The following is a 26300-nucleotide window of genomic DNA, read 5'->3' as shown; positions in this document are numbered from 1 at the left end:
TGGTCAGAATAGTATTGGATAGCAAAAACACTAGAAACTATACCAACGTATTATAGTTAATTTACTATAACGATAAGCCATGAACGATTTTTCCACTCCAAGTGTATTTAGTTTGCATGACGCCGACCCGCAACCCGGTTTGATCCTGGATGCGACAGGCAGCGTTCTGGAGGGCAACCTGGCCAGTCTTCATCTTTGCCAGAACGCCAACCTGACCTCGCTGTTCCATCTGCTGCCGATCAACGTTCAGGCGCTTGTGAAGTCGTCCCTGGAGCAGGAACGATCGATCGAGAATGTGGAAGCCAGAATTCCGGCGGACACCACCGAGCGTTTCCTGGTGTGGACGTTCGTCCCAGATATCGGGAGCTCGACGGTTCTCGCGCGGGCCAGAGACGCTACAGACGAAATCATCAACCGGGACGAAGCGACCCGCTCCAACCGTCTCTACCGACTGATTACCGAGAACACCACCGACCTCATATCCCGCCATGCCCCGGACGGACGGTTTATCGATGCCACGCCCGCATCCTGGCGGCTGCTGGGCTACTGGCCGGAAGAACTGAGGGGTAAGCCTCTGGAAGAAATTTTCCGGGGCGATCAGGTGGCTCAGAAGCTGGCTGAAACCCGCAACCAGTTACGGGACGACGGCTACGCCACCATGACCCTGGAGATCATTCACCGGGACGGTTCCCGCCGCTGGTTCGAGATTGCCAGCAGGGCCATTCGGGAAACCTACACTGGCGCTGTGATTGAAGTCATCAGCGTATCCCGGGATATCACTGCCCGGGTAGAGTCCGAGGAGAACAACCGCAGGCTGGCCGACGAACTCGCCCACACCGCCAGGCTTGCCACTCTGGGTGAGCTCGCCTCAAGCATTGCCCACGAGATGAACCAGCCATTGGCCACCATCGTGAACTTTGCCAGCGCCAGCCAGCGCTATCTCAAAGGCGCCCGAACCAATCCCGAATGCCTCGATCGAGTGGACGACGGCCTCCAGAAGATTGTTCACCATGCCAACCGGGCCTCGGAGGTCATCAAACGTTTGCGAGCCTTCCTGCGCAAGGGCCAGAAGCGCACCGCACCAATCGCACTGAACGAAGTCGTCAGCAATGTCGCCCGTCTTTGCCAGTGGGAGGCCGAGAAAAACAAGGTGCAGATCCGCGAGAATCTGGCCTGTTGTGCGCCCGTCATCACCGCCGACCCGGTGCTGCTGGAACAGGTGCTGATCAATCTGATCCGCAACGGTATCGAAGCCACTGTTGAGGCTCGCGGTGAGCATAACCCGGGCCCACACTCGCAGATCACGATAACGACTTGCATCAACGATCAGAACGAAACCCTGATTGAGGTCATCGACGAAGGCCCGGGGCTCGACGCGCAGGGCATTCGCCAGATGTTCCAGCCGTTCTATACCAGCAAGCCCCAGGGGCTTGGCCTGGGGCTCTCGATGAGCCGTTCGATTATCGAAGGCTTTGGAGGCTTCCTGGACGCCAGGCCGGCAGCAACGGGCGGACTCTCGCTGATCTGCCGTTTCCCGGCCAGCCCGGGCCACAAGAACAGAACCCCGAACACGGAGATGCAGCCAGATGAGTAATCAAGCGACACCGGAAGCCACCACCGTCTATGTGGTTGACGACGACGCCGGCATGCTGGAATCCACCCAGTGGTTGCTGGAATCGGTCGGCTTGAACGTGGAAGCCTACAGCGACGGCCGGAAATTCCTGGATGCGGTTGGCAACAAGAAAGCGGGCTGCGTGGTTCTGGATGTGCGGATGCCCGGGCTGGGCGGCCTGAACGTTCAGGAGGAGCTTCAGAAGCGGGGGCTGGACCTGCCGATCATCTTTGTCTCCGGGCACGCCGACGTTCCCATTGTGGTGAGGGCGTTCAAGTCCGGGGCCTTCGATTTCATCGAGAAGCCTTTCAATGAACAACTGCTCCTGGACAGCGTCCAACAGGCGCTGCAGGAACATCAGCAGTCCGCTCCAGAGTTGCAAGGTGATGAGGCAACCGAAGCCCTGCTGGCCACCCTCACCCGCCGTGAACGGGACGTGTTCCTGCCACTGGCCCAGGGCTACACGAGCCGGGAAATCGCAGAACAGCTGGATGTCAGTGTCAAGACGATTGATCTCTACCGGGCACGAGTCATGAAACGCCTGGGCGCCGATCGCCTGCCGGATGTGACCGGCACCGCCATTGCCGCCGGCCTTCTCGATCCGCTGGACCTGCGTGGCGAGAAAACCTGAACGGCACTAACGCGCCGCAGACTGGACGTCGTGCGCCAGCACACCCAGCCTGCCCACGGCATGCTCGATGCGCTCACTCCAGGGGTTGGCGCTGTTCAGCCTCAGGCAATTGTCGTATTTGTCGGCGGTTGAGAACATCAGCCCCGGCGCCACGTTGATATCCTCCGCCCTGGCCTTGTGGTAAACCTCGGTGCCGGAAACGCCGTCGGGCAACTGGACCCATAGCACAAACCCACCCTGGGGACGGCTCACTGCCGTACCTTCCGGGAAGGCCCTGGCCACAGCAGTCCGCATCCGTTCGGTGGCTTCGCGATAGTGCTGCCGGGCTGAACGGAGGTAGCGATCATAGCCGCCCTGCTCCAGAAAATGCGCTACCGCCATCTGTGGAATCGATGACGTGGCCAGATTAACGAAATACTTGTGCTGCCTGGCGCTGGCCATATGCCGCCCCGGCACCATCCAGCCCAGCCGGAGGCCCGGTGAAATAGTCTTTGAAAACGAACTGCAATAAATCACATTGTCCGCCCGATCAAAGGCCTTGGCCGGTTTCGGCCGGTCCCCGGTGTGATGAAGGTCGCCGTAGATGTCGTCCTCGATCAGCGGAACAGCCGCTGCCGCCAGCATGGAGACCAGCTGCTTCTTGCGCTCGTCGGACATTTGCGCACCCATGGGGTTGCTGTGATTGGTCACGACCACACAGGCTTTCAGGGGCCACTGTTCCAGGGCCAGTTGCAGGCCTTCAAGGCTCAGACCCTCGGAAGGATGCGTTGGGATTTCAATGACCTTCAGCCCGACCACTTCCAGAGCCTGAAGAATGCCGGGGAAAGACGGCGATTCCACGGCCACAATATCTCCGGGCTGGGTTACCGCCCTCAGCGCCAGTATGATCGCCTCCTGGGCGCCATTGGTGGCAAGTACGTCGTCTGGCGTCACCGGCACACCGAGGGTCGCCATCCGCTGGGCGATCTGCCGGCGGAACGATTCCTTGCCAGGAAAGGCATAGTCCAGGGTTTCCAGACCCCGGCGTGCCGCCCAGAGCGTGCTGTGCTGGATCTGGCGGAGCGGCAGGTAATCCGGGTGGGGGATCGCCGTAGCCAGCGGTACCATGCGCTTCTGTTCGTCCGCGCACAGGTCCAGGGTCATCTCCCTTGCACTGACTGGAACCGGACGGCTTCGGTGTCGGCGCATAACAGGCTCGGGGGCGTCCACAGTCGGTAGCCGCACGAAGTAGCCGCTACGTTCCCGGGCCTGCAGGAAGCCCCGCGCCTCAAGCGTCTGGTGTGCCTGGAGGATGGTCGAGATGCTAACGCCGAACTGCCGGCTCAACTGTCGCACGCCCGGTAGCCGTTCGCCGTCCCGGTACACGCCTTCATGAATCAGCCCCTGAAGCTGATCCGCGACCTGGTTGTAGAGAATGCCCATTGCCCGCCCTCGCCTGCGAAGCTTCATCGTGATAATGATCTATTGCACCAGAACCCGAGCTGTTCGGTGCAGTACAGATTGCTTCCGATATGACCAGTACAGATCTCACCAAATACATTCTGTACCGGTTCAAAACCAGATTATCTGAATCTGTTATGGCAGTCAGATCTTTTCCTACAATAGGCTCGAAATCAGATGATATTTCCAAACAGGCCAGCGCTTTAAAATAGGAGAAGAGACCGTGACTTTACCCATCTATCAGGTTGATGCGTTCACCAGCGAGGTGTTCGGTGGCAACCCGGCCGCGGTCATGCCGCTGGACCAGTGGCTGCCAGATAACCTCATGCTCTCGCTTGCCGCGGAGAACAACCTCTCCGAAACAGCCTTTTTCGTGCCTCTTCCGGCCGGCGAGGACGCGGATTTCCATATCCGCTGGTTTACTCCGGGCACAGAGGTACCACTGTGCGGCCATGCCACCCTGGCCAGCGCCTGGATCATCTTCAACAAACTCGGCTGGGACAGAGAGCAAATCCGTTTACGCTCCAAAAGCGGCCCACTCTCCGTCCGGCAATCCGACGACGGCTGGCTGGTACTCGATTTCCCGAATCTGGCCTACGAGAAACAGCCCACGCCGGCCCTGATTCGGGAAGCTCTGGAAAGCGCGCCTGATACAGCGTTTTTTGTTCCAAACGACACCAATTACATGGTGGTCCTGAAGGACGAAGACGCTGTGCGGTCTGCGCAACCGGATCTGCGCAAATTAAAGCAACTGGGCAACCAGGGGCTGATCATCACCGCACCTGGCAACAACTGCGATTTTGTCAGCCGCTATTTCGCGCCTGGCGCCGGCATTGATGAGGACCCGGTTACCGGTTCCATTCACAGCGTGCTGGTGCCTTACTGGTCCGAACAACTGGGCAAAACCGAGCTTGAGGCTCGGCAGATTTCTGCCCGGGGCGGTGTACTTCGCTGCGAGTTAAAGGGGGATCGCGTCGACATTGCCGGCCAGGCAGCCTTCTTTATGGAAGGCGCCATTCATTTGTGAGGCACACTTGCAGAGTGCAAATGAAAAAACCGACATGGTCGCCGGTGATAGCTCTGACGGTCAGTTTCGTAAACTTATCCTCAATTCTTAATCAGAGGCGAAGTGATGACAGCGACCAAAGCATTTGCAGCACAGTCACCAACGTCCGGCATGGCACCTCATACCATAGACCGCCGGGAGCCACGTCCCGATGACGTTGCGATCGAGATCGACTACTGCGGGGTCTGCCATACCGACATTCATTTTGCACAAAACGACTGGGGGATCACCGAGTATCCGGTTGTCCCCGGCCACGAAATTGTGGGGCGGGTCACGGCCGTTGGTCCCGAGGTCAAAAACTTTAACGTAGGCGATGTCGTCGGCGTCGGGTGCATGGTGGATTCCTGCCGTACCTGCTCAGCTTGTGAAGCAGGTCTGGAGCAGTACTGCAGCGAAGGCATGACTTCCACCTACAACGGCCAGGACCGCCACGATCACTCCATCACCTTTGGCGGCTATTCCGAGCGTATCACCGTCAGCGAACGGTTTGTCGTTCGCATTCCGGAAAAGCTGGATATCAAGGCCGCTGCGCCTCTGCTTTGCGCCGGCATCACCACCTACTCGCCGCTGCGCCATTATGGCGTCAAAGCGGGCCACAAGGTCGGTGTCATCGGCATGGGCGGTCTCGGTCACATGGGTGTTAAATTCGCCCGGGCACTTGGCGCGGAGGTGACCATTTTCACCCGCTCCGAGAGCAAGGTTCCGGAAGCGAAAAAGCAGGGTGCCGATCATGTAGTGATCTCCACCGATGAAGATCAGATGGCCGCAGCCGCTGAAAACTTTGATTTCATGCTGGACACGGTTCCAGTCCAGCACGATCTGAACCCTTACCTCAACTGCCTGAAGCACGATGGCACTCACATACTGGTTGGCCTGCTGGAGCCGGTAGAGCCACCGGTAGAGGCTGGCGCCCTGGTATTCAAGCGCCGAGTTCTGGCCGGGTCGCTGATCGGTGGCATGCCGGAAACCCAGGAAGTTCTGGATTTCTGCGCAGAGCACGACATCAGCTGCGACGTCGAGATGCTCGACATAAACAACCTCAATGAGGCCTACGAGCGCATGAAAAAAGGCGATGTGAAGTATCGCTTCGTGATCGATATGCAAACCCTGAAAAACGGGTAACTGCAAAGGCGACCGGGCCCCACGGGCCCGGTCTCTGATTCCTTCTCATCCCGCCACTTCATACGTGGTTACCCCGGCACCACAGACGCCAGCCCCCCATATCCGTATAATTCGGCCACTCAATGTTCGTACTCGGTTTGTGGTTACCCCATGCCTTCACACTACGATGTCATTATTATCGGCGCTGGCGCAGCAGGCCTGATGTGCGCGGCCACTGCGGGCTATCGCGGCCGCAACGTGCTGGTGTTGGACCACGCCAATAAACCCGGCAAGAAAATCCTGATGTCCGGCGGCGGGCGCTGCAATTTCACAAACCTGAACAGTACGCCGGCCAACTTCCTTTCGGATAACCCGCACTACTGCATTTCTGCGCTAAAGCGCTATACCCCCCAGGATTTTCTGGAACTTGTAGACCGCCACGGCATTGAACATGAGGAAAAAGCCCCTGGTCAGTTGTTCTGCAAGGACAGCGCCAAGGACATTCTCAATATGCTGCTGACCGAATGTCAGTGGGCGGGCGCGGACGTGAGAATGAAGACAGCGGTCGACCGCATCACCGAAACCGACAGCGGCTACCGCTTGCGCGTCGGCTCCGGCGACCTCACCTGTGAATCCCTGGTGATCGCCACCGGAGGCCTGTCGATTCCTACCATGGGCGCCACAGCGTTTGGCTACCGGGTAGCCGAGCAGTTCGGCCTGGAAATCCTTCCTACCCGCGCTGGTCTGGTGCCCTTTACCCTGCAGCCGGAATTGAAAGAACAGCTCGCACCATTGTCCGGTGTCAGCTGCCCTGTCGATGTCCAATGCCACGACCAGCACTTCCGGGAACCCATGCTGGTCACCCATCGCGGGCTCAGCGGCCCGGCCATGCTCCAGATTTCCAGTTTCTGGGAGCCGGGCGACAGCCTGGCCGTCAACCTGCTGCCGGCCTGTCAGATCAAGGACGACCTTTTGGACCTGCGGAAAACCCGGCCACAATCCACCGTTGGGCACTACCTGGCCCAGCACCTGCCAAAACGGTTTGCCCAGGCCTTTAACGAACTCCACGGCTGGACCGGCCCGTTGCAGGGCTACAAGAACAGCGATATTGAACAGGTTGCCGACGTTCTGGGCCAATGGTCGATCAAGCCGGCTGGAACCGAAGGCTACCGAACGGCAGAGGTTACCCTTGGTGGCGTCGATACGCGCCAGCTGTCATCCAAGACCATGGCGGTGTTGGAACGTCCAAACCTGTATTTTATCGGTGAGGTAGTGGATGTCACCGGCCACCTCGGCGGGCACAACTTCCAGTGGGCCTGGGCATCGGGTGTGGCGGCCGGCAGCAGCGCCTGACCGTTCATCCGACTCCACAATCCGGCCGTAGAACTGGTAACCTGAGTCCATGTATTGGCCTTGCCGGAGAACACGACAGACAGGGGGAACGGATGCTCCAGAATACCAATAACACCACCAGCAACGCCCTTGTCGTCGAAGGCGGCGCCATGCGCGGCATCTTCGCCGCAGGTGTACTTGATGCCTTTCTCGAAAAGCGGTACCAGCCTTTCACCGAAGCCTGGGGCGTCTCCGCCGGTTCAACCAACCTGATTGGTTACCTCTGCGGCCATCACGGCCGGAATCACAGGGTGATTACCGACCACGCCTGTCGGCCGGAGTTTATAAACTGGGGGCGATTCTTCCAGGGCGGGCATTTGTGCGATGTTAACTGGCTCTGGCACCAGTCCTACCGGGAGGTGCCACTTGATCTGGACCACTACCTGTCTGGCACCACCAAACTCTGGGTAGCAACCACGTCGGTCATGACGGGCGAGGCCCGGTATTTTTGCGTCGACGATCACAACATCCACGATGTGCTCACGGCCTCATGCTCCATTCCCCTGGCCTACCGTGACTATCCGAGCGTCGACAACGAGCCCATGAGTGATGGCGGAATCGCTGATTCCATTCCGGTTGTAGAGGCCTACCGCCGGGGTGCGCGGGACATCACCGTCGTGCTATCCCGGCCGCTGGGCTATGAGAAAAAGCCGTTGGCGTTTCCGGCGCTCACCAGGCGTATGTTTCGGGAGCAACCGGGACTTGCCGAGGCACTGATCCATCGGGGCGAACGATACAACGAGACGCTGTCGTTCATTCAAAATCCGCCGGACGACTGCCGGCTTCGGATCATTGCGCCACCGGACGATTTTCCGGTAAGCCGGTTGACGACCGATCTCAACAAACTGGATCTGGGGTATCAGCAAGGCCACCGCGCCGCGATGGCCTATCTTGCGGAATTGGCCCAGGAAGTAGCCTAGCGAAGGACGACGAGGGGCTTTCTGGCGGTTTCCAGCATCCTGGTGGTTGTACTGCCCACCAGGAACTGACGGATGCGGGAGTGCCCGTAGGCGCCCATCACCAGAATGTCGATATCATGTTCTTCCTGGTAAGCGTGCAATGTGGGTTCCACATCACCGGCGCGGATCGCCAGAGTGATCTCGGATTCCAGCCCCGCCAGCATTTTCTCGGCTTTTTTGAGCTGCTCCCAACGGTCATTGGTATCCGCTCCAACCATCACCAGATGCAGTGGCATGCCTTTGAGAACGGGGCTGCCGGCCAGCAATTCCACACCCTTGAAGGCCGTGGCACTGCCGTCGAATGCCAGCATGGCACTGCGAGGCTGGGTGTACTCATCCGGCACCAGGAGAATCGGGCGATGCATGCTGCGAATCACCGTCTCCAGCTGGCTGCCAATGTGAGTGTCACGCTCCGAGCTACTCTCACCGTGCAGCCCCATGACCAGCAGCCGGGTCTGATTCTCCAGCGCCAGCAGGGACTCGGTCAGGTCCCCATGTCGCTGTCTCTGCACCACGTCTGAGATGCCAGCTTCGCCAACCCGCTTTTGGGCTTCATCCAGCATGTGATGCCCGTGTTCGAGGGCCAGTTTGGCGCGTTTTCGATCCAGTTCTGCGAGATCCTCCAACAGCTGTTCACGACTGCCAAGGCCGATGCTTCCGGCCAGATCCGGCTCTGCCGGATAACGCTCTTCATCAAGCACGTGCAATAGCATCATGGGCGTTTCCATGTGCTTGCTGGCCCAGCTGGCGTAATCGCAAACTGCGGGAGCGGCCTGGGAGCCATCAATACAGGCAACTACTCGTAACATCTCAACCTCGCCTTCATGATCCTTGTGATTTTTATTCTGACTGCGATCGCTGTTGGATTCCCTGGTCTGTGTCATGTCAGTGCCCCATCAGCTGGTCAACGGCGTCCGGCTTGTCGTGCACGCCAAAGCGGTCAACGATCGTGGCACTGGCTTCATTCAGACCGATCACCTCAACCTCCGAGCCTTCACGGCGGAACTTGATCACGGCTTTGTCCAGGGCACCCACTGCGGTGATATCCCAGAAATGCGCGCGACTCAGGTCGATCACCACATTATCGACTGCTTCCTTGAAATCAAAGGATTCCATGAATTTTTCCGAGGAGCTGAAGAACACCTGACCCACAACGCGGTAGGTGCGGGTGTCGGTGGTTTCATCCAGCTCGGAGGTCACCAGCATGTAGTGGCCCACCTTGTTGGCGAAGAACAACGCCGCCAGCAGCACGCCGGCCAGAACACCGAAGGCCAGGTTATGGGTGGCAACGACGACAATAACGGTTACCAGCATCACGATGTTGGTGGAAAGCGGATGCTCACGCAGATTGCGAATCGAATCCCAGGAGAAGGTACCAATCGACACCATAATCATCACCGCTACGAGGGCCGCCATGGGGATCTGGACCAACACGCTGTCCAATAGCAGCACCATAACCAGCAGGAAAAGACCGGCCGTGAGGGTGGAAAGCCGGGTCCGGCCGCCGGATTTCACGTTGATAATGGACTGGCCGATCATGGCACAGCCGGCCATACCACCGATCAGGCCGGAGCCGATGTTGGCAATGCCCTGACCCTTGCATTCACGGTTACGGTCACTGGTAGTGTCCGTCAGGTCGTCCACGATGGTGGCCGTCATCATGGATTCCAACAGCCCCACAATGGCCAGCGGAATCGAGTACGGCAGGATGATCATCAGGGTTTCCAGGTTCAGAGGCACGTCCGGCCACAGGAATACCGGCAGGGTATCCGGCAGATCGCCCATGTCCCCAACCGTCCGGATGTCCATTCCGCTAACCACGGCAACGGCTGTCAGAACGACGATGCACACCAGGGGCGAAGGCAGAACCTTGCCCACAACGGGTAGCAGGGGAAACAGATAGATAATTCCCAGACCCGCGGCTGTCATTGCGTAAACGTGCCAGGTGACGTTGGTCAGCTCGGGCAACTGTGCCATAAAGATGAGAATGGCCAGGGCGTTCACGAAACCGGTCACCACCGAGCGAGAGACGAAGCGCATCAGGCTGCCAAGCTTCAGATAACCGGCAATCAGCTGCAGCACGCCTGTCATCAGGGTTGCGGCCAGCAGGTACTGCAGGCCATGCTCTTTCACCAGCGTCACCATCAACACCGCCATGGCTGCGGTTGCGGCAGAAATCATCCCGGGGCGCCCGCCCACGAAAGCGATGATCACGGCAATACAGAAGGAGGCATACAGCCCCACCTTGGGATCGACTCCGGCTATGATGGAGAAGGCAATGGCCTCGGGAATCAGTGCCAGCGCCACAACGATACCGGCGAGCACATCGCCACGAATGTTCGAAAGCCAGTTGGCTTTAAGGGAATTCACCATGATTTCGGGGTTCCAGCTTGCTACGAATTCAAAGGTCGCGAAGCTTATCAGCCCCCTTACAGGAAAGTAAGGTCGCTAGCGGTAAGTTCTTAGACGTCTAACGACCGGCGCCCTCTACTGCTATTATCAGAACATCATTGATTTACAGGAGCTTGCATCGCCCCATGGACGACGTTGCCGCCCAGTTTCTCGCTGGAAACCAGACTACCCTGAATCTCGCCGTTGCTCTTCTGCTTGGCGCCATCATCGGCCTCGAGCGGGGCTGGGACGCGCGGGATCAGAAATCCGGCGAGCGAATTGCCGGTATCCGCACCTTTGCTCTGGTGGGCCTGCTTGGCGGTATTTCCGCGTTACTGGCCCGGGAAATCACGGAGTGGGCGTTTCCGGTGCTCCTGGTCAGTGTCGTGGCCATGGCCATCGTGGCCTACAGCGAACGCCTGGAGCATATCCGCAACTTCAGCATCACCGGTATGGTCGGCATGGTGCTGACCTTCTGTTTCGGGGCAGTGGCGGTGGCTGTGGACCCGGTTATCGCCACAGCAGCCGCTGTTGTGACCGCTATCATCCTGGACAACAAGCAGGAAATTCATGGCTGGGTGAACAAACTGAAGGAACATGAACTGGATGCCGCCCTGAAACTACTGCTGATTTCCGTGGTCATGCTGCCGTTATTGCCGAACGAAAAGATGGGTCCGGGCGGCGTTCTCAACCCCAGGGAAATCTGGTGGATGGTGGTGATGATCGCCTCCATTTCCTTTGTCGGCTATTTCGCCATACGGGTCGCCGGTACCCGCAAAGGCATCCTGTTTACCAGCCTCTTCGCCGGGTTGAGCTCGTCCACTGCCCTCACCCTGCACTTCGCCCGCCAGGCCTCGAAAACTCCGCAGCTCAACGCCCAGTTCGCCACCGGTATCCTGATTGCGTGCGGCACCATGTTCCCCCGCATCCTGGTTTATTGCCTGGTGATCAATCCCGATCTGTTGCCCAGTCTGATCTGGCCCGTGCTTGTGATGACCGCCCTGCTCTATGGGCCCGCGCTCTTTATCTGGCGGAAAAATGATCGAGAGCTCCAGGTAAGCCAACCAACCCTCAACCAGAACCCGCTGGATTTGACCTCGGCCCTGGTTTTTGGTGCGTTGCTTACAGCCATCCTGCTGATGGGCGAGTTCCTCGGCAACTGGCTGGGTGATGCGGGCATCTATTTCCTGGCAGCCACCTCGGGTATCGCGGATGTGGACGCAATTACCCTCTCCCTGACCCGCATGTCCAACAACAGCCTGGCCATGGGAACAGCAGTCATCGGCATTGTGATCGCCGCTGCCACCAACAACCTCGTGAAATCGGCGCTGGCCGGGTTTGTCGGCAATCGCCAGATCGGGCTGCTGGTCGGGGGGCCGATGGTGCTTTCTCTGGCAGCCGGGCTTCTGGTCGCCTGGCTGCAGTAATCCCTTACCTGGCCCGACGGAACGTCAGATTGTAACGATACCCGCCCGTTAGCGGGTGCTCCCCAGCTTTGAGGGTCAGCACGCCGTGATAACGCATCCGGGCCGGGCCGCCCCAGACCACAACGTCACCATGGGCAAGTGGCACGCGGATGGGGCGTTCGCTGCGTTTGAGACCACCAAACTGGAACACCATCGGCAGGCCCAGAGAAACCGACACGATGGGCTGCGTGAAGTCCTGCTCATCCTTGTCCTGATGCAGCCCCATTTTTGCCCCGGGCTGGTATCGGTTGATCAGACAGGCGTCCGGTTCAAATCCCTCAAAACCAGCGGTTTCGGCGGCGCTTCTGGCCAGTTCCCGGAAAGCCGCGGGCATGGCTGGCCAAGGCCGGCCGGATTCCGGATCCTCCACCTGATACCGGTAACCCCGTCTATCGGTAACCCAGCCAAGATCCCCGCAGCAGCTCATGGCGGCAGACATGGCATGGCCACCGGGGGTCTTCATGTGTCTGAACGGCGCTTCTGAGGTAACCGTTTCAATGCCGGCCATGAGCGATTCGGCGTTCGGGAGCGCGAACTGCCGCAGCACCACCGCGCCATCCACCAGAGGCTCGACTGTCTGTTCCGGTGGCTGTTCGCCAAACAGGTCCTGAGTCATAACTACCGATTCCCCCTGAATAAACGGAAAAAGTGCCGGGCAGCGACTAGTCTTTTACTAAACAGGTCTTCTCCGCCGTCTTACGCCAATCCACACCGGTAAGGATCATTCATGCATCGAAAACGCCAGGCTGCCCAGATTTCCCTGGCCCTTCTGATTGCATCAGCCATTACGCTCGGCATGCTGGTTCTTACCATTGTGCTGATCGGTCAGAGTTTCCGGGGCATGGAGGCAGCCAAGGTGTCCGCCGCTGGCGCCACCGCCCGCCAACTGGCCATCAGTGTTGACGACCGGATACAGGCCATCACCGCGCCACCGTCCACCGCCCTAGCGGTGCTCAGCCACGACAGCCTCGCAGGCGCCAATACGCTGCCCCAGCGCCTCGACCGGCTGCCGGTTCTGGCCGACATACTCACCAGCAGCGACATTGTCAGCGCCGTTTATGCCGGTTACCAGAACGGAGACTTTGTTCTCCTGCGCAAGGTTCGCAGTTCCGGAATACTGCAGTTTCCTGATGCCCCCGAAGAAACCCGCTTTCTGCTGCAGACGATTACCCACGGGGGCAATCAAACGCCGGGTCAATGGTATTTCTTCAATGCCGACATGCAAGTGATTGAAGAACGCCCGGTACCAGAATACAACTACGATCCGCGTACCCGGCCCTGGTTCAATGCTGCCCAGGCATCGGATGCCACGGAGCTTTCCGCGCCCTACGCGTTCTTTACCACCCGGGAAACCGGCATCACGCTGTCCCGTCGGGCATCGGAAGAAACCGGGGAGCAGGGTACGATTTTCGGCATCGATGTGACCGTGACCGACCTGAGCACCCAGTTGGCAGAACTCCGCCAGACACCGAACACCCGGATAGCCATTGTTAACCAGTATCGGGAAGTGCTGGCCGATTCGGGCGATGCAAAAGAGCCCGGACCGGCGATTTCGAAAGCTTTGGATCGGGTCGGGGATCGCAAGGAGGGCAGCTCTGTCACAAGCTTCAGCGTTGACGGAAAAGACTGGTATGCAATGACCGAGCCCCTCGGTGCACTGGAACAGGAGGGGCTGACCATCGCCGTGGCAATACCCTCGGATGAACTGCTGGCCGAGGTCTGGGCGGCATTGGCCAGACAAACGGTTATCGCCGGACTCATTGCTATTGTGTTGCTGGTGATCGGATGGTTCCTCGGGCGGCAGGTAGGTCGCCCACTGGAGCACCTGACCGATCAGGTGAGCCGGTTGTCGCGGTTCCGCTTCGATACGCCGGTCAAATCCGACTCGAACATCCGGGAAGCCCGCCAACTGAGTGTTGCGCTGGATGACATGGCGAAAACCATCCGCAGTTTCCAGAGCATCGCCACCGTGCTGAACCGGGGCCAGGATCTGAACCATCTGCTTCGGGACATCCTCGAACAGATTATCCATATTGTCGGGCAGGAGCGCGGCGGTATCTACCTGTTCACGAGCCAGAAGAACCAGCTCTCTCTTGCTGTCAAACAGGATCTGCAACTGCCGGACACCATCTCGAATGTGCACGCGAATCATGATGACAACGACATCATCCGTTTGCTTCGGCAGCACATCCCGGGGCACCCGGTGTTCGCCGTACTTCGCAACCGCCGGAAACAGCTGATCGGCGTCCTGGCGATCGAGATGGAGGTGGGCGACCACACCCAGTTGAGTGACGATCTGATCGTCTTCGTGGATGAAATTGCCGGTTCCGCCGCCGTGGCCATCGAAACACGAGAACTTATCGAAAGCCAGCAAGCACTTCTCGAAGGCATCATCCGGCTGGTGGCTAATGCCATTGACGCAAAATCCCCCTATACCGGCGGCCACTGCGAGCGGGTACCCAAGCTCGCCCAGATGCTGGTAGATGAGGCCATCGCCAGCGACGACCAGGCCTTCGATTCGTTCACCATGACTGAAGAGCAGCTGCAGGAATTCCATATCGCTGCCTGGCTTCATGACTGTGGCAAGATCACCAGCCCGGAGTATGTGGTCGACAAGGCGGTCAAGCTGGAGACCATTCATAACCGCATCCACGAGATCCGCACCCGATTCGAAGTGCTGCACCGGGATGCCGAAATCCGCTTTCTCAAACGGAGACTCGCTGGCGACGACGAGGCGCCCGCAGACGAGGAACGCCAGGCTACCCAGGCCCGATTGCAGGAGGAATTCGATTTTATAGCAACGGCCAACCAGGGCGGTGAGTTCATGGCCGACGAAAATATCGAAAAGATCCGCAGCATTGGCGGGCAAGCCTGGGTGCGGCATTTCAGCGACCGTCTCGGCCTGTCTCCGGACGAGAAAAATGCCCTTGAGGGTTGTCCGGAACGGCCACTGCCCTGCACCGAAACGCTGCTTGCCGACAAACCGGAACACCTCCGGCCCTGGGGAGAGCACATTCCCCCGGTCAGAAAGGAAGACCCGAGAAACCGCTGGGGGTTCGATATGGAATTGCCGGAGTTCGCCTACAACCGTGGTGAGCTACACAACCTCACCGTGGCCAAAGGGACGCTGACCGACGAGGAGCGCTTCAAGATCAATGAACACATTGTGCAAACCATCTGCATGCTCGACGCCCTGCCACTGCCAGACCGGCTGGCCAATGTTCCGAGACTGGCCGGCACTCATCACGAACGCATGGACGGCCAGGGCTATCCCTGCGGCCTGACGGCGGCCGAGATGGGAATCCCCGAGAAGGTCATGGCGGTAGCGGATGTGTTCGAGGCATTGACGGCTGTCGACCGCCCCTACAAGCAAGGCAAAACCCTCACAGAATCCCTCACCATCATGGCTCGGATGGTTGAAGAAGGACACATTGATCGCGCGGTATTCGAGCTGTTCATCCGGTCAGGGACCTACAAGCGCTATGCCCGTCAGCACCTGCAGCCCGGGCAGATCGATCACGTCGATGAAAGCCTGTTCATGAAGCCGGGCTGAAAAACACGTATATTCTATGGGCTGATTCATTCCTGTTAAGGACTCATTAATGCTGTTTGCAATCATAATTGGCGGTCTGATTGGCTACGCCTTTGGCAAATTCCCGGGCTTTCTCATAGGTGCGGCGATTGGTGCCTTTCTCTTGAACCTTCTCAAGCGCCGCCTGATTGGCAAGCTCCAGAGCATTCAGTCCGGTTTTATTGAATCGGTTTTTGCGGTGATGGGTGCCCTGTGCAAGGCAGACGGCGTGGTATCCAGGGATGAAATCCAGATGGCCGAAGCCATGTTCGTTCGCTTCCGCCTGAATGAAGAACAGAAAGCCAAGGCCAAAACCGCCTTCAACCGTGGTAAAGAGCCGGATTTTGACCTGGATGCCGAACTTAACCGGTTCCTCCAGGCCAGCGGACGCCAACCCGCGTTTCTCCAGATGTTCCTGCAGGTTCAGGTATCAGCCGTAGCTGCGGACGGCAAGGTGCACCCGGCCGAACACGAAATGCTGGTAAAAATCGCCCGTGGGCTGGGGCTACCGGAGAGCCAGGTGGACCAGCTGGAAGCCATGCTCCGAGGAGCCCACACCAACCGGGCCGGTGCGGGCCAGCCCTCCTCCGCTGATCAGATCAGCGATGCCTACAAGGTTCTTGGGGTATCGCCTTCCGCCAGTGATGATGAACTCAAGAAGGCCTACCGCAAGCTGATGAGCGAGAACCACCCGGATAAACTTGCCGGCCGGGGATTGCCCGAGAGCATGCGGGAGATGGCAGAGGAACGCACCCGCGAAATCAGTCATGCCTACGATGTGATCAAGGAAGCCCGGAAAAAATCTGCGTAAGGCCCTCTGCCGTCACCGGGTCAGAACCAGCGCGGTACCCGCACGCGATAACGCTCGTAGTCCTCGCCAAATTTATCCGCCAGCGCCTTCTCCTCCTCCCGGGCCTGGCGGGTGATCACCAGTACACCGGCCACCAGGCATACCAGGGAAAACACACTGGGCAAGGCCAGGAAAAAACCGAGCTGCCCAGCCATCACAGCCAGGAACAGGGGATTACGGGAACGGCCAAATGGCCCGCCTGTGAGCAGTTTGCGCTCATCCTTCCGAGGATCGATACCAGAGCGCCAATCCTCATGCATGTAGGCCTGCAGATAGTTCACGGTAGTAAATGAGCCAATCAGGAGGAGCATGCCAACCATCAAAATCGGCCACACATAGAGCGGGCCGAACACGCCCAGCCAGGGGTCGATATCCGCAAAAATCCGCACCACGCAGACGCCGAGAATGAACGCCCGAAACACATTGAAGGTTTGCCGGTGCCACCAGGGCGCACTCCCTCGCTCACCATAGTTAATGTGCGAAAAGCGCATTCTCTGATACAGCCCGAGGCTTCGGCCAGCAAACTGCAGACCGATCATCAGAAAGAAAATGCCGAGAAAGTGGCGTACGAGGGGTTCAATAAATTCCATCAGGATCGCTTACAACGTTTTCAGGCCGACAGCTTATTATTTGAAGAGGTCTGTGAAAAGGCCCTGTGCTAGCCGCCGACCACTCACCCTACCTAAAATGACATGTCATCACGTTTTCAAATGCAGTAGAGTCGTTGAATCACTTTCAAGGAGAGTCTGGCCATGAGCGCCCCGCAGTCCTGCCACAGTTTCAGAAACGACGCGATAGGTTGCGATGACGCCACTGCCCTTGCCGAACGGGTCCGCCGCCGGGAAATATCGATCACCGAACTCACTCAAGCCGCTATCGCTCGCGCACAGGCGGTCGAACCGCTCCTTCACGGTCTGGCCTCGGCGAATTACGACCAGGCGATCCGGACTGCTTCAAAGCTTGATGCCGCCGACCAGACCGGTTCCTTTCCCCTGTTCCGCGGTGTTCCAACACTGATCAAAGACAACACCAACGTGTCGGGCATGACCACACGGCACGGCTCCCTGGCCGTGCCCAGCGTTCCTGCATCCGATACCAGTCCATTTGCCCGCCAGTTGCTTGCCCAGGGTTTTCTGTGCCTGGGTAAAAGCACCCTGCCGGAATTCGGATTCAACGCCACAACCGAGCCCGCACACGCGCCGGCAACCTGTAACCCGTGGAACCTGGCCTATTCCTCCGGAGCCTCCTCAGGCGGTTCAGCGGCCCTGGTGGCGGCCGGCGTGGTACCCATTGCCCACGCGAATGACGGCGGAGGCTCCATACGGATTCCGGCCGCCTGCTGCGGCCTGGTCGGCCTTAAGCCCACACGAGGACGATTGATAGACAACGAAGCGGAGGCCTCCCTGCCGATCAACATTATCAGCGAGGGCGTGGTGACACGCTCGGTACGGGATACCGCCAATTTTTTCGAGCAGGCCGAGACCTATTTCCGCAATCCCGGCCTGCCGGCCATTGGAAGAACGGAGGGCCCCTCCGGTCGTCCTTTGAAAATCGGACTGGTGCTGGATTCCATCAACGGTCAAAAAACCGATGACATCACCCGACGGACTGTCGAAGAAACGGCGCTCAGGCTGGAAAAAATGGGCCACCGCATTGAGCCAGTACCCGTTCCGGTGCACAGCACCTTCCCTGATGACTTTGCGCTTTACTGGGCACTGCTTGCCTTCGGCATCAGGGCCAACGGCAGGAAACTGCTTCACCCGGCCTTCGACAAACACAAAACAGACGGCCTGACCAACGGCCTCGACAGGATGTTCCGGCGACAGTTCTGGCGCCTGCCAACTGCGATCTGGCGGCTCAAGCGTTCCTGGCACGACTATGCACATGCCATGGCCGGATTTGATGCCGTGCTTACGCCGGTACTTGGCCACACCACATCCGCCCTTGGCCATCTGAGCCCCGATGTGCCTTTTGACACCCTGTTCGAACGGCTGCGCGAGTATGTGAGCTTCACCCCTCTGGCAAACGCCACGGGCGCACCGGCAATCTCACTGCCCATGGGCCACACGCCCGATCAACTGCCCGTGTCCGTTCAGTTTATGGGGCGGCACGGAGGCGAACGCACGTTGCTGGATATCGCCTTCACTCTGGAAGCCAACCATCCCTGGCCACTACTTTGCGATTTCAACCGGAACCATCTTGGCAGTGGGGAACAAAACACCAGGGACTCACTGGCCAATCCCGTTTGAAGTTGGACACTTATAAAAACAGCTGCCATATTCTTTAAAGAACTTAGACGTAACCTGATCAAGTATCCAAACCGAGAGCCAAGGCCGTTCGTAATTCTAAGAAGGACAATTTATTGAGCCCGGCCATGCGTGACAGTGAAGTCCTCGTGACCCACCACAAGGCACTGATGGAGCTGAGCCACAATACCAGCTTTATCGAGATGCCCCGCCCCCGGAAGCTGGCAGCCCTCATGGAGCTGTGCACCCGGCTATTGGGCGTGAAACGGGCGAGTGTCTGGCTTTTCCCTCCGGAACGGGACCGGATCACCTGCGAGTGGCTTCACGACAAAGAGCTGCCCGGCCGCAATAGCTGCATCGCGCAGAATGGCTCAGAGTTCAACCTGTTTCGCTCAGACCACCCTGACTACTTCCGCGCCATCACCGAAGAACGAGTCATTGCCGTAGAGGACGCCCGCAATGATATCCGTACCCGTTCCTTCGACCGCGATTATCTGTCCGTGCAAAACATTCATTCCATGTTAGACGCGCCGATTTTCGACGGCGAACAACTCAGCGGGGTTGTCTGCCTGGAATCAAGTGTGCGCCGTGACTGGTCGGTCCCGGACATTTCTCTGTCAGCTGCCATTGCAGACACCATAAGCCTGATGAACACTCACGAGGCATGGCTGAGATCCAAGCGGGCGCTGGAATACGTCAGTCGCTACGATTCTCTCACCGGACTCGCCAACATTGATTCACTGCGTGACCGGCTGAACCACCTGGTGCGCAAGATCAAAGGCCGGGGCACCGGCAGTCTTGCACTGCTCTGGATTGACGTTGACCGCCTTAAAACCATCAACGATGGCCTTGGCCCTCAGGCGGGGGACCAGGTCATCGCCGATATCGGACAGCGCCTGAAGGAAATCCAGTTGGCGGGCAAGGACTTTCTGGCGCGCATTGGAGGGGATGAATTTGCCCTGGTTATTCGCAACTACACCCAGCCGAGCTTTCTGGACGAGGTGATCCGCGAGATCCACAACCGTATTCGCCAGTCGATCCGGGTGTCCGATCAGGATCTGAATGTCAGTGCCAGTGTGGGCATTTGTCACTTCCCGGGCGATTGCCACGAGTCAGAAGAACTGCTCAGAGGTGCAGAGGCTGCGATGTACCACGCGAAGCGGCAGGGCGGGGACCGTTCGACCCTGTTCGATTCGGAAATCCAGATGACAGCCCGCTCCCGGTTTGCGCTCGAGAGCGAGCTGCGGGAAACACTCAGAACCAGCGGCCTCGATGTCTTCTACCAGCCAATCATGGACCGCACGGGAACACAGCTGGAAAGCGCCGAGGCCCTGGTTCGCTGGCAGCACCCGCAACGTGGCTGGCTGTCACCGATTGAATTTCTGGACGTGGCGCGCAGCGCCGGCCTGATGTATGAGCTGGGCGCCTGTGTGCTGAAAAACGTCTGCGCCCACTGGCGTGAGGCAAGAGACCGGAACACGCCATTACCAACGATATCCGTCAACCTGTCGGCAGAGCAGATATTGGTCCCAGAATTGCCAGAGCTGGTAAAAGAGATCTGCGGTAACCGGGGCATGCCGGTCAGTGCCCTGCAGTTTGAGGTGATCGAAGACTCCATCCAGGGTGATTTCAGTGTCATCGGTCGGGTTCTGGAACAGCTGGTACACGCCGGCGCCGAGCTCGCTATCGACGATTTTGGCACCGGCTACTCATCGCTGTCCCGTCTCAAAAGCCTGCCCTTCTCCCGCATCAAGATCGACCGCTCGTTCATCAACAACCTTCCGGATGACGAAAACGATTGCGCTATCACCCTGTCGATCATTGGCCTGGCCAGGGGGCTTGGCCTTTCTGTCGTTGCAGAAGGTGTGGAGAGCGAAGCCCATGAAAGCTGGCTGTTCGAGAAAGGCTGCGACTACCTTCAGGGCTACCGTTACAGTAAACCGCTTCCCTACCCAGAGTTTATAAAGCGCTACTTTTCCGAGTGATCGTGCACGTCAAATCCCGGGAATAGCGATAACACCTCCAGAAAACTGGCCTCCGGAGCGGCGCTAATGGTCATTGGTTCACCCGAAACCGGGTGTCGGAATGCCATCCGGGTTGCGGCCAGCATCAACCGTCCCTGGCCGAATCGCTCTGCAAAATAGCGATTATGGCGGCCCCGGCCGTGATTGGCGTCGCCAATGATCGGGTGGTTGATGTGTTTCATGTGCCTGCGCAACTGGTGCTTTCGGCCGGTTTTCGGGTTCATTTCAACAACGGCGTAGCGACTGCTCGGGTATTTCTCGATCTCCACTGGTATCTCGGTCGTCGCCAGCGTGTGGTAATAAGTGAGAGCGTCCCGCACCGGCTGCTCTTCCCCTTTCAGCCGTCGATCCTCCGGTTCCTCTCGCAAGGGGTGATTAATTTCCCCGTGTTCCGGCGGCCAGCCACGCACCATCGCAAGATAGGTTTTCGCCACCTCACCGGTCATCATCGCCATACCCAGCGTGCGGGCAGTGTCGCTGTCCCTGGCAAACACCAGGACGCCGGAGGTAGGCCGGTCCAGTCGATGGACCGGGTAAACATGCTGGCCCCCATTTAGCGCCCGGGCATATTGCAGGGCAAACTCGGTTTCGTGTTTGTCGATAGGGCTCCGGTGCACCAGCAGCCCGGCTGGCTTGTGGACGATCAAAAGGTGATCGTCTCGAAACAGAACGGTCAGTGGGTTACTCATAGGGTAGGTGTCATAAAAGTTTCATATTCAAAAGAGCCGATTTCAGTCAAGAGCACTTCAGAACGGCCGATACAACACTAGATAACCTGATCAGCCATTTGCACGTATACACTAACGACACACCGCTAACCCCCGATCGAATTCAGGACTTACCAATGAACTGGTACTCGAAAAGCATTCTTAACCGGGTTCTTCTCGTCGTTTTAACGGCGAACCTTATCGTCGCTGCGGTGGCGGTGGTTTACCTGAATTTCTCTCTAAAAGTCAAAGATGACTTTAACAGTCTTGTCAGCACCAGAATGGTTAACGCCCTGGAAGCCCAGGACGTGCTGTCTGACTTCAAGACCCAGGTCCAGGAGTGGAAGAACGTCCTGATCCGCGGATCGGACGCAGACCAGCTCGAAAAATACTGGACCCGTTTCAAGGAACGTGAAGCGTCGATCCAGAGCCAACTTGATGAACTCATTCCCCGAATTCAGGAGTCCGAGGCAAAAACGCTGATGTCTGATTTCAAACAGGCACATCGAGCTATGGGACGGGCCTATCGTGAAGGATTCGAGGCGTTCACCCAATCCGGTTTTGATCCGAACGCGGGCGATACGGCCGTTCAGGGCATTGACCGGAAACCCGCCAGGTTGATTGAGGATGCGGCAACCGCCGTTCGGGAAGACAGTCTTGTCAGGGCCGAGGACCTCAACGCCGTAGTTACAGAGCGCAGTTGGCTTGTGGCAGGCCTACTGATCACTGCAATTGTTCTGGGTACCATCGCCCTGATCATGATTCTGCTGTCCGGTGTGGTTCGTCCCGCCCAGAAACTCACCCGGCAGATCTCCCGTCTCGGGAACGGTGACCTGTCCGATCCGGTCACGATGCAACGTGCCGACGAGCTGGGGCAACTCGCCGATGCCGCCCGCAGCCTGCACCGGTTCCTGAGCGATACTGGCACCCAATTGAGTGAAAACGCCAGGCAACTCAACGAAACCGGCGAATTGATCCGTCAGAACGCCGACAGTGTCGTCAGCCAGTCTGACCTGGCCCACCAGCGCATCGAGCAGATTGCGACAGCCATGAACGAAATGTCTGCCACCGCGGAAGATGTGGCCAGTCATGCTGCCTCGGTAGCCACCGAAGTGAGCCAGACATCCGACGAGACGGCTACAGCGGATTCGCAGATCAACAAGGCGGTAGACAGCATGCGGCGGCTGACCGACCAGATCCGGAACTCGGCCGAAACCGTTAACCAACTCGCCAATGATGGCAAGAAGGTCGGCGACGTTATGCAGGTTATCCGGGAAATTGCAGACCAGACCAACCTGCTGGCACTGAACGCCGCCATTGAGGCGGCCCGGGCCGGCGACGCAGGTCGCGGATTCGCGGTGGTTGCCGATGAAGTCCGGAACCTGGCTGCCAAGACCCAGGAAGCCACCGTGGAAATCGACCAGATCATCGGCGCCATCAGTGGGGCTTCGCGGGACGCCACCGAGTTCATGCAGGCCTCAGGCGTTGTAGCTCAGGAAAGCAGCGAGGCCGTTGAAGCCGTACGCGCCACCCTGGCCGAAATCAACCGGCGCATGGGCAGCATCAACGACGCAACAACCCAGGTTGCTACAGCGGCCGAAGAACAGACCAGTGTCTGTGAAGACATCAACCGCAATGTCACGGATGTGGCCGAAACCTCCGAAGCCATGCACCAGGCTGCTGAAAACAACCTGCGCACGGTACCTGAACTGGAAGCCATGGCTGCCCGGGCCCAGGAACTGGCGGGCCGGATCAAGCATTAAGTCGTTCGGAAGCGGCTGGTCAGTCTCCCGAAAGCCTGACCGGCCCGGTTACCCAGCACCAGCAATGCTGGTGTGAGCAACAGCGTCAGCACCGTAGCAAACGCCAATCCTCCCGCGATGGCACTGGACAGCTGGGTCCACCACTGGGTTGATGGCGCACCAAGGCCCAGGGAGGGCGTCAGCAGGTCCACATTGACGCCGAGGACCATGGGCATCAACCCCAGCACGGTGGTGATGGCCGTCAGCAGCACCGGCCTCAGGCGAAGGCAACCGGTTTCCAGGGCGGCCTCGTAGGCTTCAACACCGTCCTTGCGCATCTGATTGTAGGTATCGATCAGAATGATGTTGTTGTTTACCACGATGCCTGCCAGGGCAATCGTACCCATGCCCACCATCACAATGCCGAACGACTGACCGTTTACCAGAAGGCCGAGCAGCACCCCGGCGGTGGAGAGCACAATCGCCGAGAGAATCAGGAAGGTCTGGTACAACGAATTGAACTGAGTCACCAGTATCAACAGCATGAGACCGATGGCTACCAGGAAGGCCGTCGCAAGGAAGTTGGATGCCTGCTGCTGATCCTCGTTCTCGCCGGCAAACTTCACCGAAATTCCTTCTGGCGGTTCCGGCATCTCGGCCTGCAGGGCCCGCAGCAGCTCATCCACGCGGCGACCCTGTGCCAGATCGGATTTGATAGTTACCGTGCGCTGGCCATCCACCCGGACAATACTGTTGGTTTTGTCGCCCGGGCGAAGATCGACGAATTCCGAGAGCGGCACCTGGCCCCGGGAGGTATGAATGGTCTGGCGCTGCAGATGATCCAGTTCCCGCCAGTTGTTCGGCACGCGCACCACAATGTCCACTTCATCCCGCACGTCTTCCGGGCGATAGGTTGCCAGTTTCAACCCGTTGGTCACCAGGCGCACGGCACTGCCGATACCCAGCACATCGGTACCGAAGCGAGCGGCGGCTTCACGGTCAACCTGCAGCCGCCACTCAATCCCCGGAAGGCTGCGGTCGTCTTCAATGTCCACGAACCCACCGAGCTCACGCATACGGTCTTTGATTTCGTCCACGTAGCCATTGAGACTGTTTGCTTCGCGGCTGCTCACCTGTAGCTCTATCGGTTTGCCTTCGGCAGGCCCACCTTCCTGTTTGCGGAATTCCAGCTCAACGCCCGCGATATCGGAGGTCATGTCGCGGAAATCCTCGAGAATCGCACTGGCGGGTCGCCGGGTGAACCAGTCGGTAAACTGGAATTGCAGAACGCCGATGACATCTGGCGCCAGTTGCGAGCTGGTCTGTACCATTGAGCGGGCGTACAGGGCCTTCACCTCGGGCATGCCACGCAACCGCTGCTCCACTTCACGCACAATGGCATCCCGCTCCCACACTGAGAGATCACCCCTAGCCCTCACCTGAACCTGGGCGGAATCCGGCTCAACACTGGGGAAGAACTCAACCCCATGGTTAAAGCGGGCATACGCGGCGTAGATCACGGCGATCACGCACAGCACACCAATCAACGTCAGCCCCGGTGAACGAAGTAGCAGCCCCAGTACCCGTCGATAACCCTCCATCAGGCGCCCCGAAGAATGCCCCTGCCGCGCCCGGCGCCCGCCGCTGGTGCTGCCCAGTACGGGCAGGAACACCAGCGCCATGGCCAGGGACGCAATCAGGCAGATGATCACCGTGAGTGGCAGGAACTTCATGAACTCCCCCACCACGCCCGGCCAGAACAGCAACGGCACGAACACCGCCAACGTGGTTGCCGTAGAGGCAATAATGGGCCAGGCCATTCGGCTGGCCGCCTCGGCCCAGGCGTGTTTTACCGTTTGCCCTTCCGACAGGTTCCGGTCCGCCAGCTCCGAGACCACGATGGCGCCATCCACCAGCATACCCGCTACCAGAATCAGACTGAACAACACCACGATATTGAGCGTGAGCCCCATGCTCCAGATCACCAGGATGCCGGTCAGGAACGCCCCCGGAATGGTCAGCCCGACCATCACCGCAGAACGCGGTCCCATGGCGGCGATCACTACAATCAGAACCAGCACAATGGCGGTAAGCACGTTGTTCAGCAGATCACTGAGGATATCGCGCACCTCTTCGGACTGATCCATGATGTAGCGGATTTCCAGCGAGTCCGGCAACTGAGGCCTGGCCTCATCGATCAATTCGCGAACCTGGGCAATGGTCTCGATGATGTTGGCACCCGAACGCTTGGACACCTCCAGCACCAGCGCCGGCTCGCCGTTGATGCGGGCAAAGCCGGTGGGGTCCTTGAAGGTGCGCTGGAGCATGGCCACGTCGCCAAACGTAACGACCGTGTCACCATCCACTTTCACCGGCATGGACATCACATCTTCGATGGTTTCGATCACGCCGGGCACTTTCAGGGCCATGCGGCCGTTGCCGGTATCGAGGGAGCCTGCAGCGACCAGTTGGTTGTTGCGGGTTACGAGGGACGCCAACTGGTCAAAATCAATGCCGTAGCTCTCCAGAACCTGGGGATCGACCACGATTTCCAGCAGGTCTTCCCGGTCGCCGCCAATCTCCACCTCAAGCACTTCCGGAATCGACTCGATGGCATCCTGGAACCGGCGGGCGATGGTGATCAGCTCGCGCTCCGACAGTGGCCCGGACAGACCGACGGATAACACCGGGAACAGGGACACGTTGATTTCGTTCACCCTCGGCTCATCTGCTTCCTGGGGCAGCTTGGTGCGAGCGGTATCCACTTTCTCGCGAACGTCCTGCAGCGCTTTGTCCGGATCAAATCCGGCATCGAACTCCAGCATCACCGAGGCATGCCCTTCAGAGGCCGTACCCCGCATTTCCTTGATGCCTTCCAGGGAACGCAATTCCTGTTCCATGGGACGAACAAGAAGGCGCTCGGCGTCCTCCGGGCTGATGCCGTCCAGGGTCATGGAGACATAGATCATGGGAATGGTGACGTCGGGGTTGGCTTCCTTGGGGATGGTCTGAAACGCGGCAATCCCCCCGAGAATCAGGAAGAGCAGCGTCAGCAAGGTGGTCCGGCTGCGGTCGATGGCGGCAAAGATCAGTGCGCGCATG

General features: G+C 58.7%; 19 protein-coding genes. 12 read left to right on the top strand and 7 right to left on the bottom strand.

The annotated features are described in order from the left end of the window. Nucleotides 1-79 precede the first annotated feature (79 nt). Together EDB94_RS20430 and EDB94_RS20425 are read left to right on the top strand one after the other, a co-directional pair. Nucleotides 80-1594, top strand: a complete 1515-nt coding sequence (locus EDB94_RS20430) for a PAS domain S-box protein (protein WP_108019318.1) — start codon at nucleotides 80-82, stop codon at nucleotides 1592-1594. Further along, complete coding sequence (locus EDB94_RS20425) at nucleotides 1587-2243, top strand: response regulator transcription factor (protein WP_108019319.1); 657 nt, start codon at nucleotides 1587-1589, stop codon at nucleotides 2241-2243. Before EDB94_RS20430 ends, EDB94_RS20425 begins: the two co-directional genes overlap by 8 nt. Nucleotides 2244-2249: 6 nt before the next feature. On the opposite strand, the gene EDB94_RS20420 is transcribed toward EDB94_RS20425, so the two are convergent. Continuing rightward, a complete protein-coding gene (locus EDB94_RS20420; RefSeq protein ID WP_108019320.1) occupies nucleotides 2250-3665 on the bottom strand; it encodes a PLP-dependent aminotransferase family protein in 1416 nt (471 codons plus the stop codon). Between the two features lie 241 nt (nucleotides 3666-3906). On the opposite strand from EDB94_RS20420, the gene EDB94_RS20415 reads away from it, so the two are divergent. The 4 genes from EDB94_RS20415 to EDB94_RS20400 all read left to right on the top strand — a co-directional run bounded on the left by EDB94_RS20415 (nucleotide 3907) and on the right by EDB94_RS20400 (nucleotide 8162). Then, the gene (locus tag EDB94_RS20415; RefSeq protein ID WP_104270276.1) at nucleotides 3907-4710 is read left to right on the top strand and encodes a PhzF family phenazine biosynthesis protein; all 804 of its coding nucleotides are present in this window, start codon (nucleotides 3907-3909) and stop codon (nucleotides 4708-4710) included. Nucleotides 4711-4815: 105 nt separating this feature from the next. Then, nucleotides 4816-5871: an NAD(P)-dependent alcohol dehydrogenase gene (locus EDB94_RS20410; RefSeq protein WP_108019321.1), complete on the top strand. Its 1056-nt coding sequence runs from the start codon at nucleotides 4816-4818 to the stop codon at nucleotides 5869-5871. Nucleotides 5872-6021: 150 nt separating this feature from the next. After that, nucleotides 6022-7203, top strand: a complete 1182-nt coding sequence (locus tag EDB94_RS20405) for an NAD(P)/FAD-dependent oxidoreductase (RefSeq protein ID WP_108019322.1) — start codon at nucleotides 6022-6024, stop codon at nucleotides 7201-7203. A gap of 92 nt (nucleotides 7204-7295) precedes the next feature. Next, nucleotides 7296-8162 carry a patatin family protein gene (locus EDB94_RS20400; RefSeq protein ID WP_108019323.1) on the top strand — a complete coding sequence of 289 codons (867 nt, stop codon included), beginning with the start codon at nucleotides 7296-7298 and terminating at the stop codon, nucleotides 8160-8162. Here the strand turns inward: EDB94_RS20400 and EDB94_RS20395 are convergent. Next, nucleotides 8159-9085: a universal stress protein gene (locus EDB94_RS20395; protein ID WP_062785247.1), complete on the bottom strand. Its 927-nt coding sequence runs from the start codon at nucleotides 9083-9085 to the stop codon at nucleotides 8159-8161. The genes EDB94_RS20400 and EDB94_RS20395 overlap by 4 nt on opposite strands. Nucleotide 9086: 1 nt before the next feature. Further along, nucleotides 9087-10574 carry a SulP family inorganic anion transporter gene (locus EDB94_RS20390; RefSeq protein WP_108019324.1) on the bottom strand — a complete coding sequence of 496 codons (1488 nt, stop codon included), beginning with the start codon at nucleotides 10572-10574 and terminating at the stop codon, nucleotides 9087-9089. A gap of 164 nt (nucleotides 10575-10738) precedes the next feature. Here EDB94_RS20390 and EDB94_RS20385 point away from each other — a divergent pair, with 164 nt between their 5' ends. Beyond that, complete coding sequence (locus tag EDB94_RS20385; protein WP_108019325.1) at nucleotides 10739-12019, top strand: MgtC/SapB family protein; 1281 nt, start codon at nucleotides 10739-10741, stop codon at nucleotides 12017-12019. A 4-nt stretch (nucleotides 12020-12023) separates the two neighbouring features. On the opposite strand, the gene alkB is transcribed toward EDB94_RS20385, so the two are convergent. Then, nucleotides 12024-12674 carry a DNA oxidative demethylase AlkB gene (gene alkB, locus EDB94_RS20380; protein WP_108019326.1) on the bottom strand — a complete coding sequence of 217 codons (651 nt, stop codon included), beginning with the start codon at nucleotides 12672-12674 and terminating at the stop codon, nucleotides 12024-12026. Between the two features lie 111 nt (nucleotides 12675-12785). On the opposite strand from alkB, the gene EDB94_RS20375 reads away from it, so the two are divergent. Next, a complete protein-coding gene (locus EDB94_RS20375; protein WP_108019327.1) occupies nucleotides 12786-15611 on the top strand; it encodes an HD domain-containing phosphohydrolase in 2826 nt (941 codons plus the stop codon). A gap of 49 nt (nucleotides 15612-15660) precedes the next feature. Further along, nucleotides 15661-16440 (top strand): co-chaperone DjlA, encoded by a 780-nt coding sequence (gene djlA, locus EDB94_RS20370; protein ID WP_053114762.1) that lies wholly within the window; start codon nucleotides 15661-15663, stop codon nucleotides 16438-16440. A gap of 20 nt (nucleotides 16441-16460) precedes the next feature. Here the strand turns inward: djlA and EDB94_RS20365 are convergent, their stop codons facing one another. Then, nucleotides 16461-17069 (bottom strand): isoprenylcysteine carboxylmethyltransferase family protein, encoded by a 609-nt coding sequence (locus tag EDB94_RS20365; RefSeq protein ID WP_108019328.1) that lies wholly within the window; start codon nucleotides 17067-17069, stop codon nucleotides 16461-16463. A gap of 162 nt (nucleotides 17070-17231) precedes the next feature. On the opposite strand from EDB94_RS20365, the gene EDB94_RS20360 reads away from it, so the two are divergent. Together EDB94_RS20360 and EDB94_RS20355 are read left to right on the top strand one after the other, a co-directional pair. After that, nucleotides 17232-18728 (top strand): amidase, encoded by a 1497-nt coding sequence (locus tag EDB94_RS20360; protein WP_108019329.1) that lies wholly within the window; start codon nucleotides 17232-17234, stop codon nucleotides 18726-18728. 125 nt (nucleotides 18729-18853) lie between these two features. After that, the gene (locus EDB94_RS20355; protein WP_123499312.1) at nucleotides 18854-20710 is read left to right on the top strand and encodes a bifunctional diguanylate cyclase/phosphodiesterase; all 1857 of its coding nucleotides are present in this window, start codon (nucleotides 18854-18856) and stop codon (nucleotides 20708-20710) included. Here the strand turns inward: EDB94_RS20355 and EDB94_RS20350 are convergent. Further along, entirely contained in the window at nucleotides 20695-21438 is a 744-nt protein-coding gene (locus EDB94_RS20350) for a pseudouridine synthase (RefSeq protein ID WP_108019331.1), read from the bottom strand. The two genes, EDB94_RS20355 and EDB94_RS20350, sit on opposite strands and share 16 nt — an antisense overlap. Nucleotides 21439-21593: 155 nt before the next feature. On the opposite strand from EDB94_RS20350, the gene EDB94_RS20345 reads away from it, so the two are divergent. After that, nucleotides 21594-23219, top strand: a complete 1626-nt coding sequence (locus EDB94_RS20345; protein WP_108019332.1) for a methyl-accepting chemotaxis protein — start codon at nucleotides 21594-21596, stop codon at nucleotides 23217-23219. On the opposite strand, the gene EDB94_RS20340 is transcribed toward EDB94_RS20345, so the two are convergent. Further along, nucleotides 23216-26299, bottom strand: coding sequence for an efflux RND transporter permease subunit (locus tag EDB94_RS20340; protein ID WP_108019333.1), 3084 nt, complete (start codon nucleotides 26297-26299; stop codon nucleotides 23216-23218). The two genes, EDB94_RS20345 and EDB94_RS20340, sit on opposite strands and share 4 nt — an antisense overlap. Nucleotide 26300 lies beyond the last annotated feature (1 nt).

It is taken from the genome of Marinobacter sp. 3-2 (genome assembly GCF_003751355.1).
In the GTDB taxonomy this organism is placed as follows: domain Bacteria; phylum Pseudomonadota; class Gammaproteobacteria; order Pseudomonadales; family Oleiphilaceae; genus Marinobacter; species Marinobacter adhaerens.
Note: the sequence above shows the minus strand (reverse complement) of the source record. Positions and strands in the feature narration are given on the sequence as shown.

Excerpts from the sequence above, each read along its gene's own strand:
- EDB94_RS20360 (WP_108019329.1), top strand. The coding sequence starts at position 17,232 with ATGAGCGCCCCGCAGTCCTGCCACAGTTTCAGAAACGACGCGATAGGT.
- EDB94_RS20345 (WP_108019332.1), top strand. The coding sequence starts at position 21,594 with ATGAACTGGTACTCGAAAAGCATTCTTAACCGGGTTCTTCTCGTCGTT.
- EDB94_RS20340 (WP_108019333.1), bottom strand. The coding sequence starts at position 26,299 with ATGCGCGCACTGATCTTTGCCGCCATCGACCGCAGCCGGACCACCTTG.
- EDB94_RS20395 (WP_062785247.1), bottom strand. The coding sequence starts at position 9,085 with ATGACACAGACCAGGGAATCCAACAGCGATCGCAGTCAGAATAAAAAT.
- alkB (WP_108019326.1), bottom strand. The coding sequence starts at position 12,674 with ATGACTCAGGACCTGTTTGGCGAACAGCCACCGGAACAGACAGTCGAG.
- EDB94_RS20390 (WP_108019324.1), bottom strand. The coding sequence starts at position 10,574 with ATGGTGAATTCCCTTAAAGCCAACTGGCTTTCGAACATTCGTGGCGAT.
- EDB94_RS20425 (WP_108019319.1), top strand. The coding sequence starts at position 1,587 with ATGAGTAATCAAGCGACACCGGAAGCCACCACCGTCTATGTGGTTGAC.
- EDB94_RS20405 (WP_108019322.1), top strand. The coding sequence starts at position 6,022 with ATGCCTTCACACTACGATGTCATTATTATCGGCGCTGGCGCAGCAGGC.
- EDB94_RS20375 (WP_108019327.1), top strand. The coding sequence starts at position 12,786 with ATGCATCGAAAACGCCAGGCTGCCCAGATTTCCCTGGCCCTTCTGATT.
- EDB94_RS20350 (WP_108019331.1), bottom strand. The coding sequence starts at position 21,438 with ATGAGTAACCCACTGACCGTTCTGTTTCGAGACGATCACCTTTTGATC.
- djlA (WP_053114762.1), top strand. The coding sequence starts at position 15,661 with ATGCTGTTTGCAATCATAATTGGCGGTCTGATTGGCTACGCCTTTGGC.
- EDB94_RS20420 (WP_108019320.1), bottom strand. The coding sequence starts at position 3,665 with ATGGGCATTCTCTACAACCAGGTCGCGGATCAGCTTCAGGGGCTGATT.
- EDB94_RS20410 (WP_108019321.1), top strand. The coding sequence starts at position 4,816 with ATGACAGCGACCAAAGCATTTGCAGCACAGTCACCAACGTCCGGCATG.
- EDB94_RS20400 (WP_108019323.1), top strand. The coding sequence starts at position 7,296 with ATGCTCCAGAATACCAATAACACCACCAGCAACGCCCTTGTCGTCGAA.
- EDB94_RS20355 (WP_123499312.1), top strand. The coding sequence starts at position 18,854 with ATGCGTGACAGTGAAGTCCTCGTGACCCACCACAAGGCACTGATGGAG.
- EDB94_RS20365 (WP_108019328.1), bottom strand. The coding sequence starts at position 17,069 with ATGGAATTTATTGAACCCCTCGTACGCCACTTTCTCGGCATTTTCTTT.
- EDB94_RS20385 (WP_108019325.1), top strand. The coding sequence starts at position 10,739 with ATGGACGACGTTGCCGCCCAGTTTCTCGCTGGAAACCAGACTACCCTG.
- EDB94_RS20430 (WP_108019318.1), top strand. The coding sequence starts at position 80 with ATGAACGATTTTTCCACTCCAAGTGTATTTAGTTTGCATGACGCCGAC.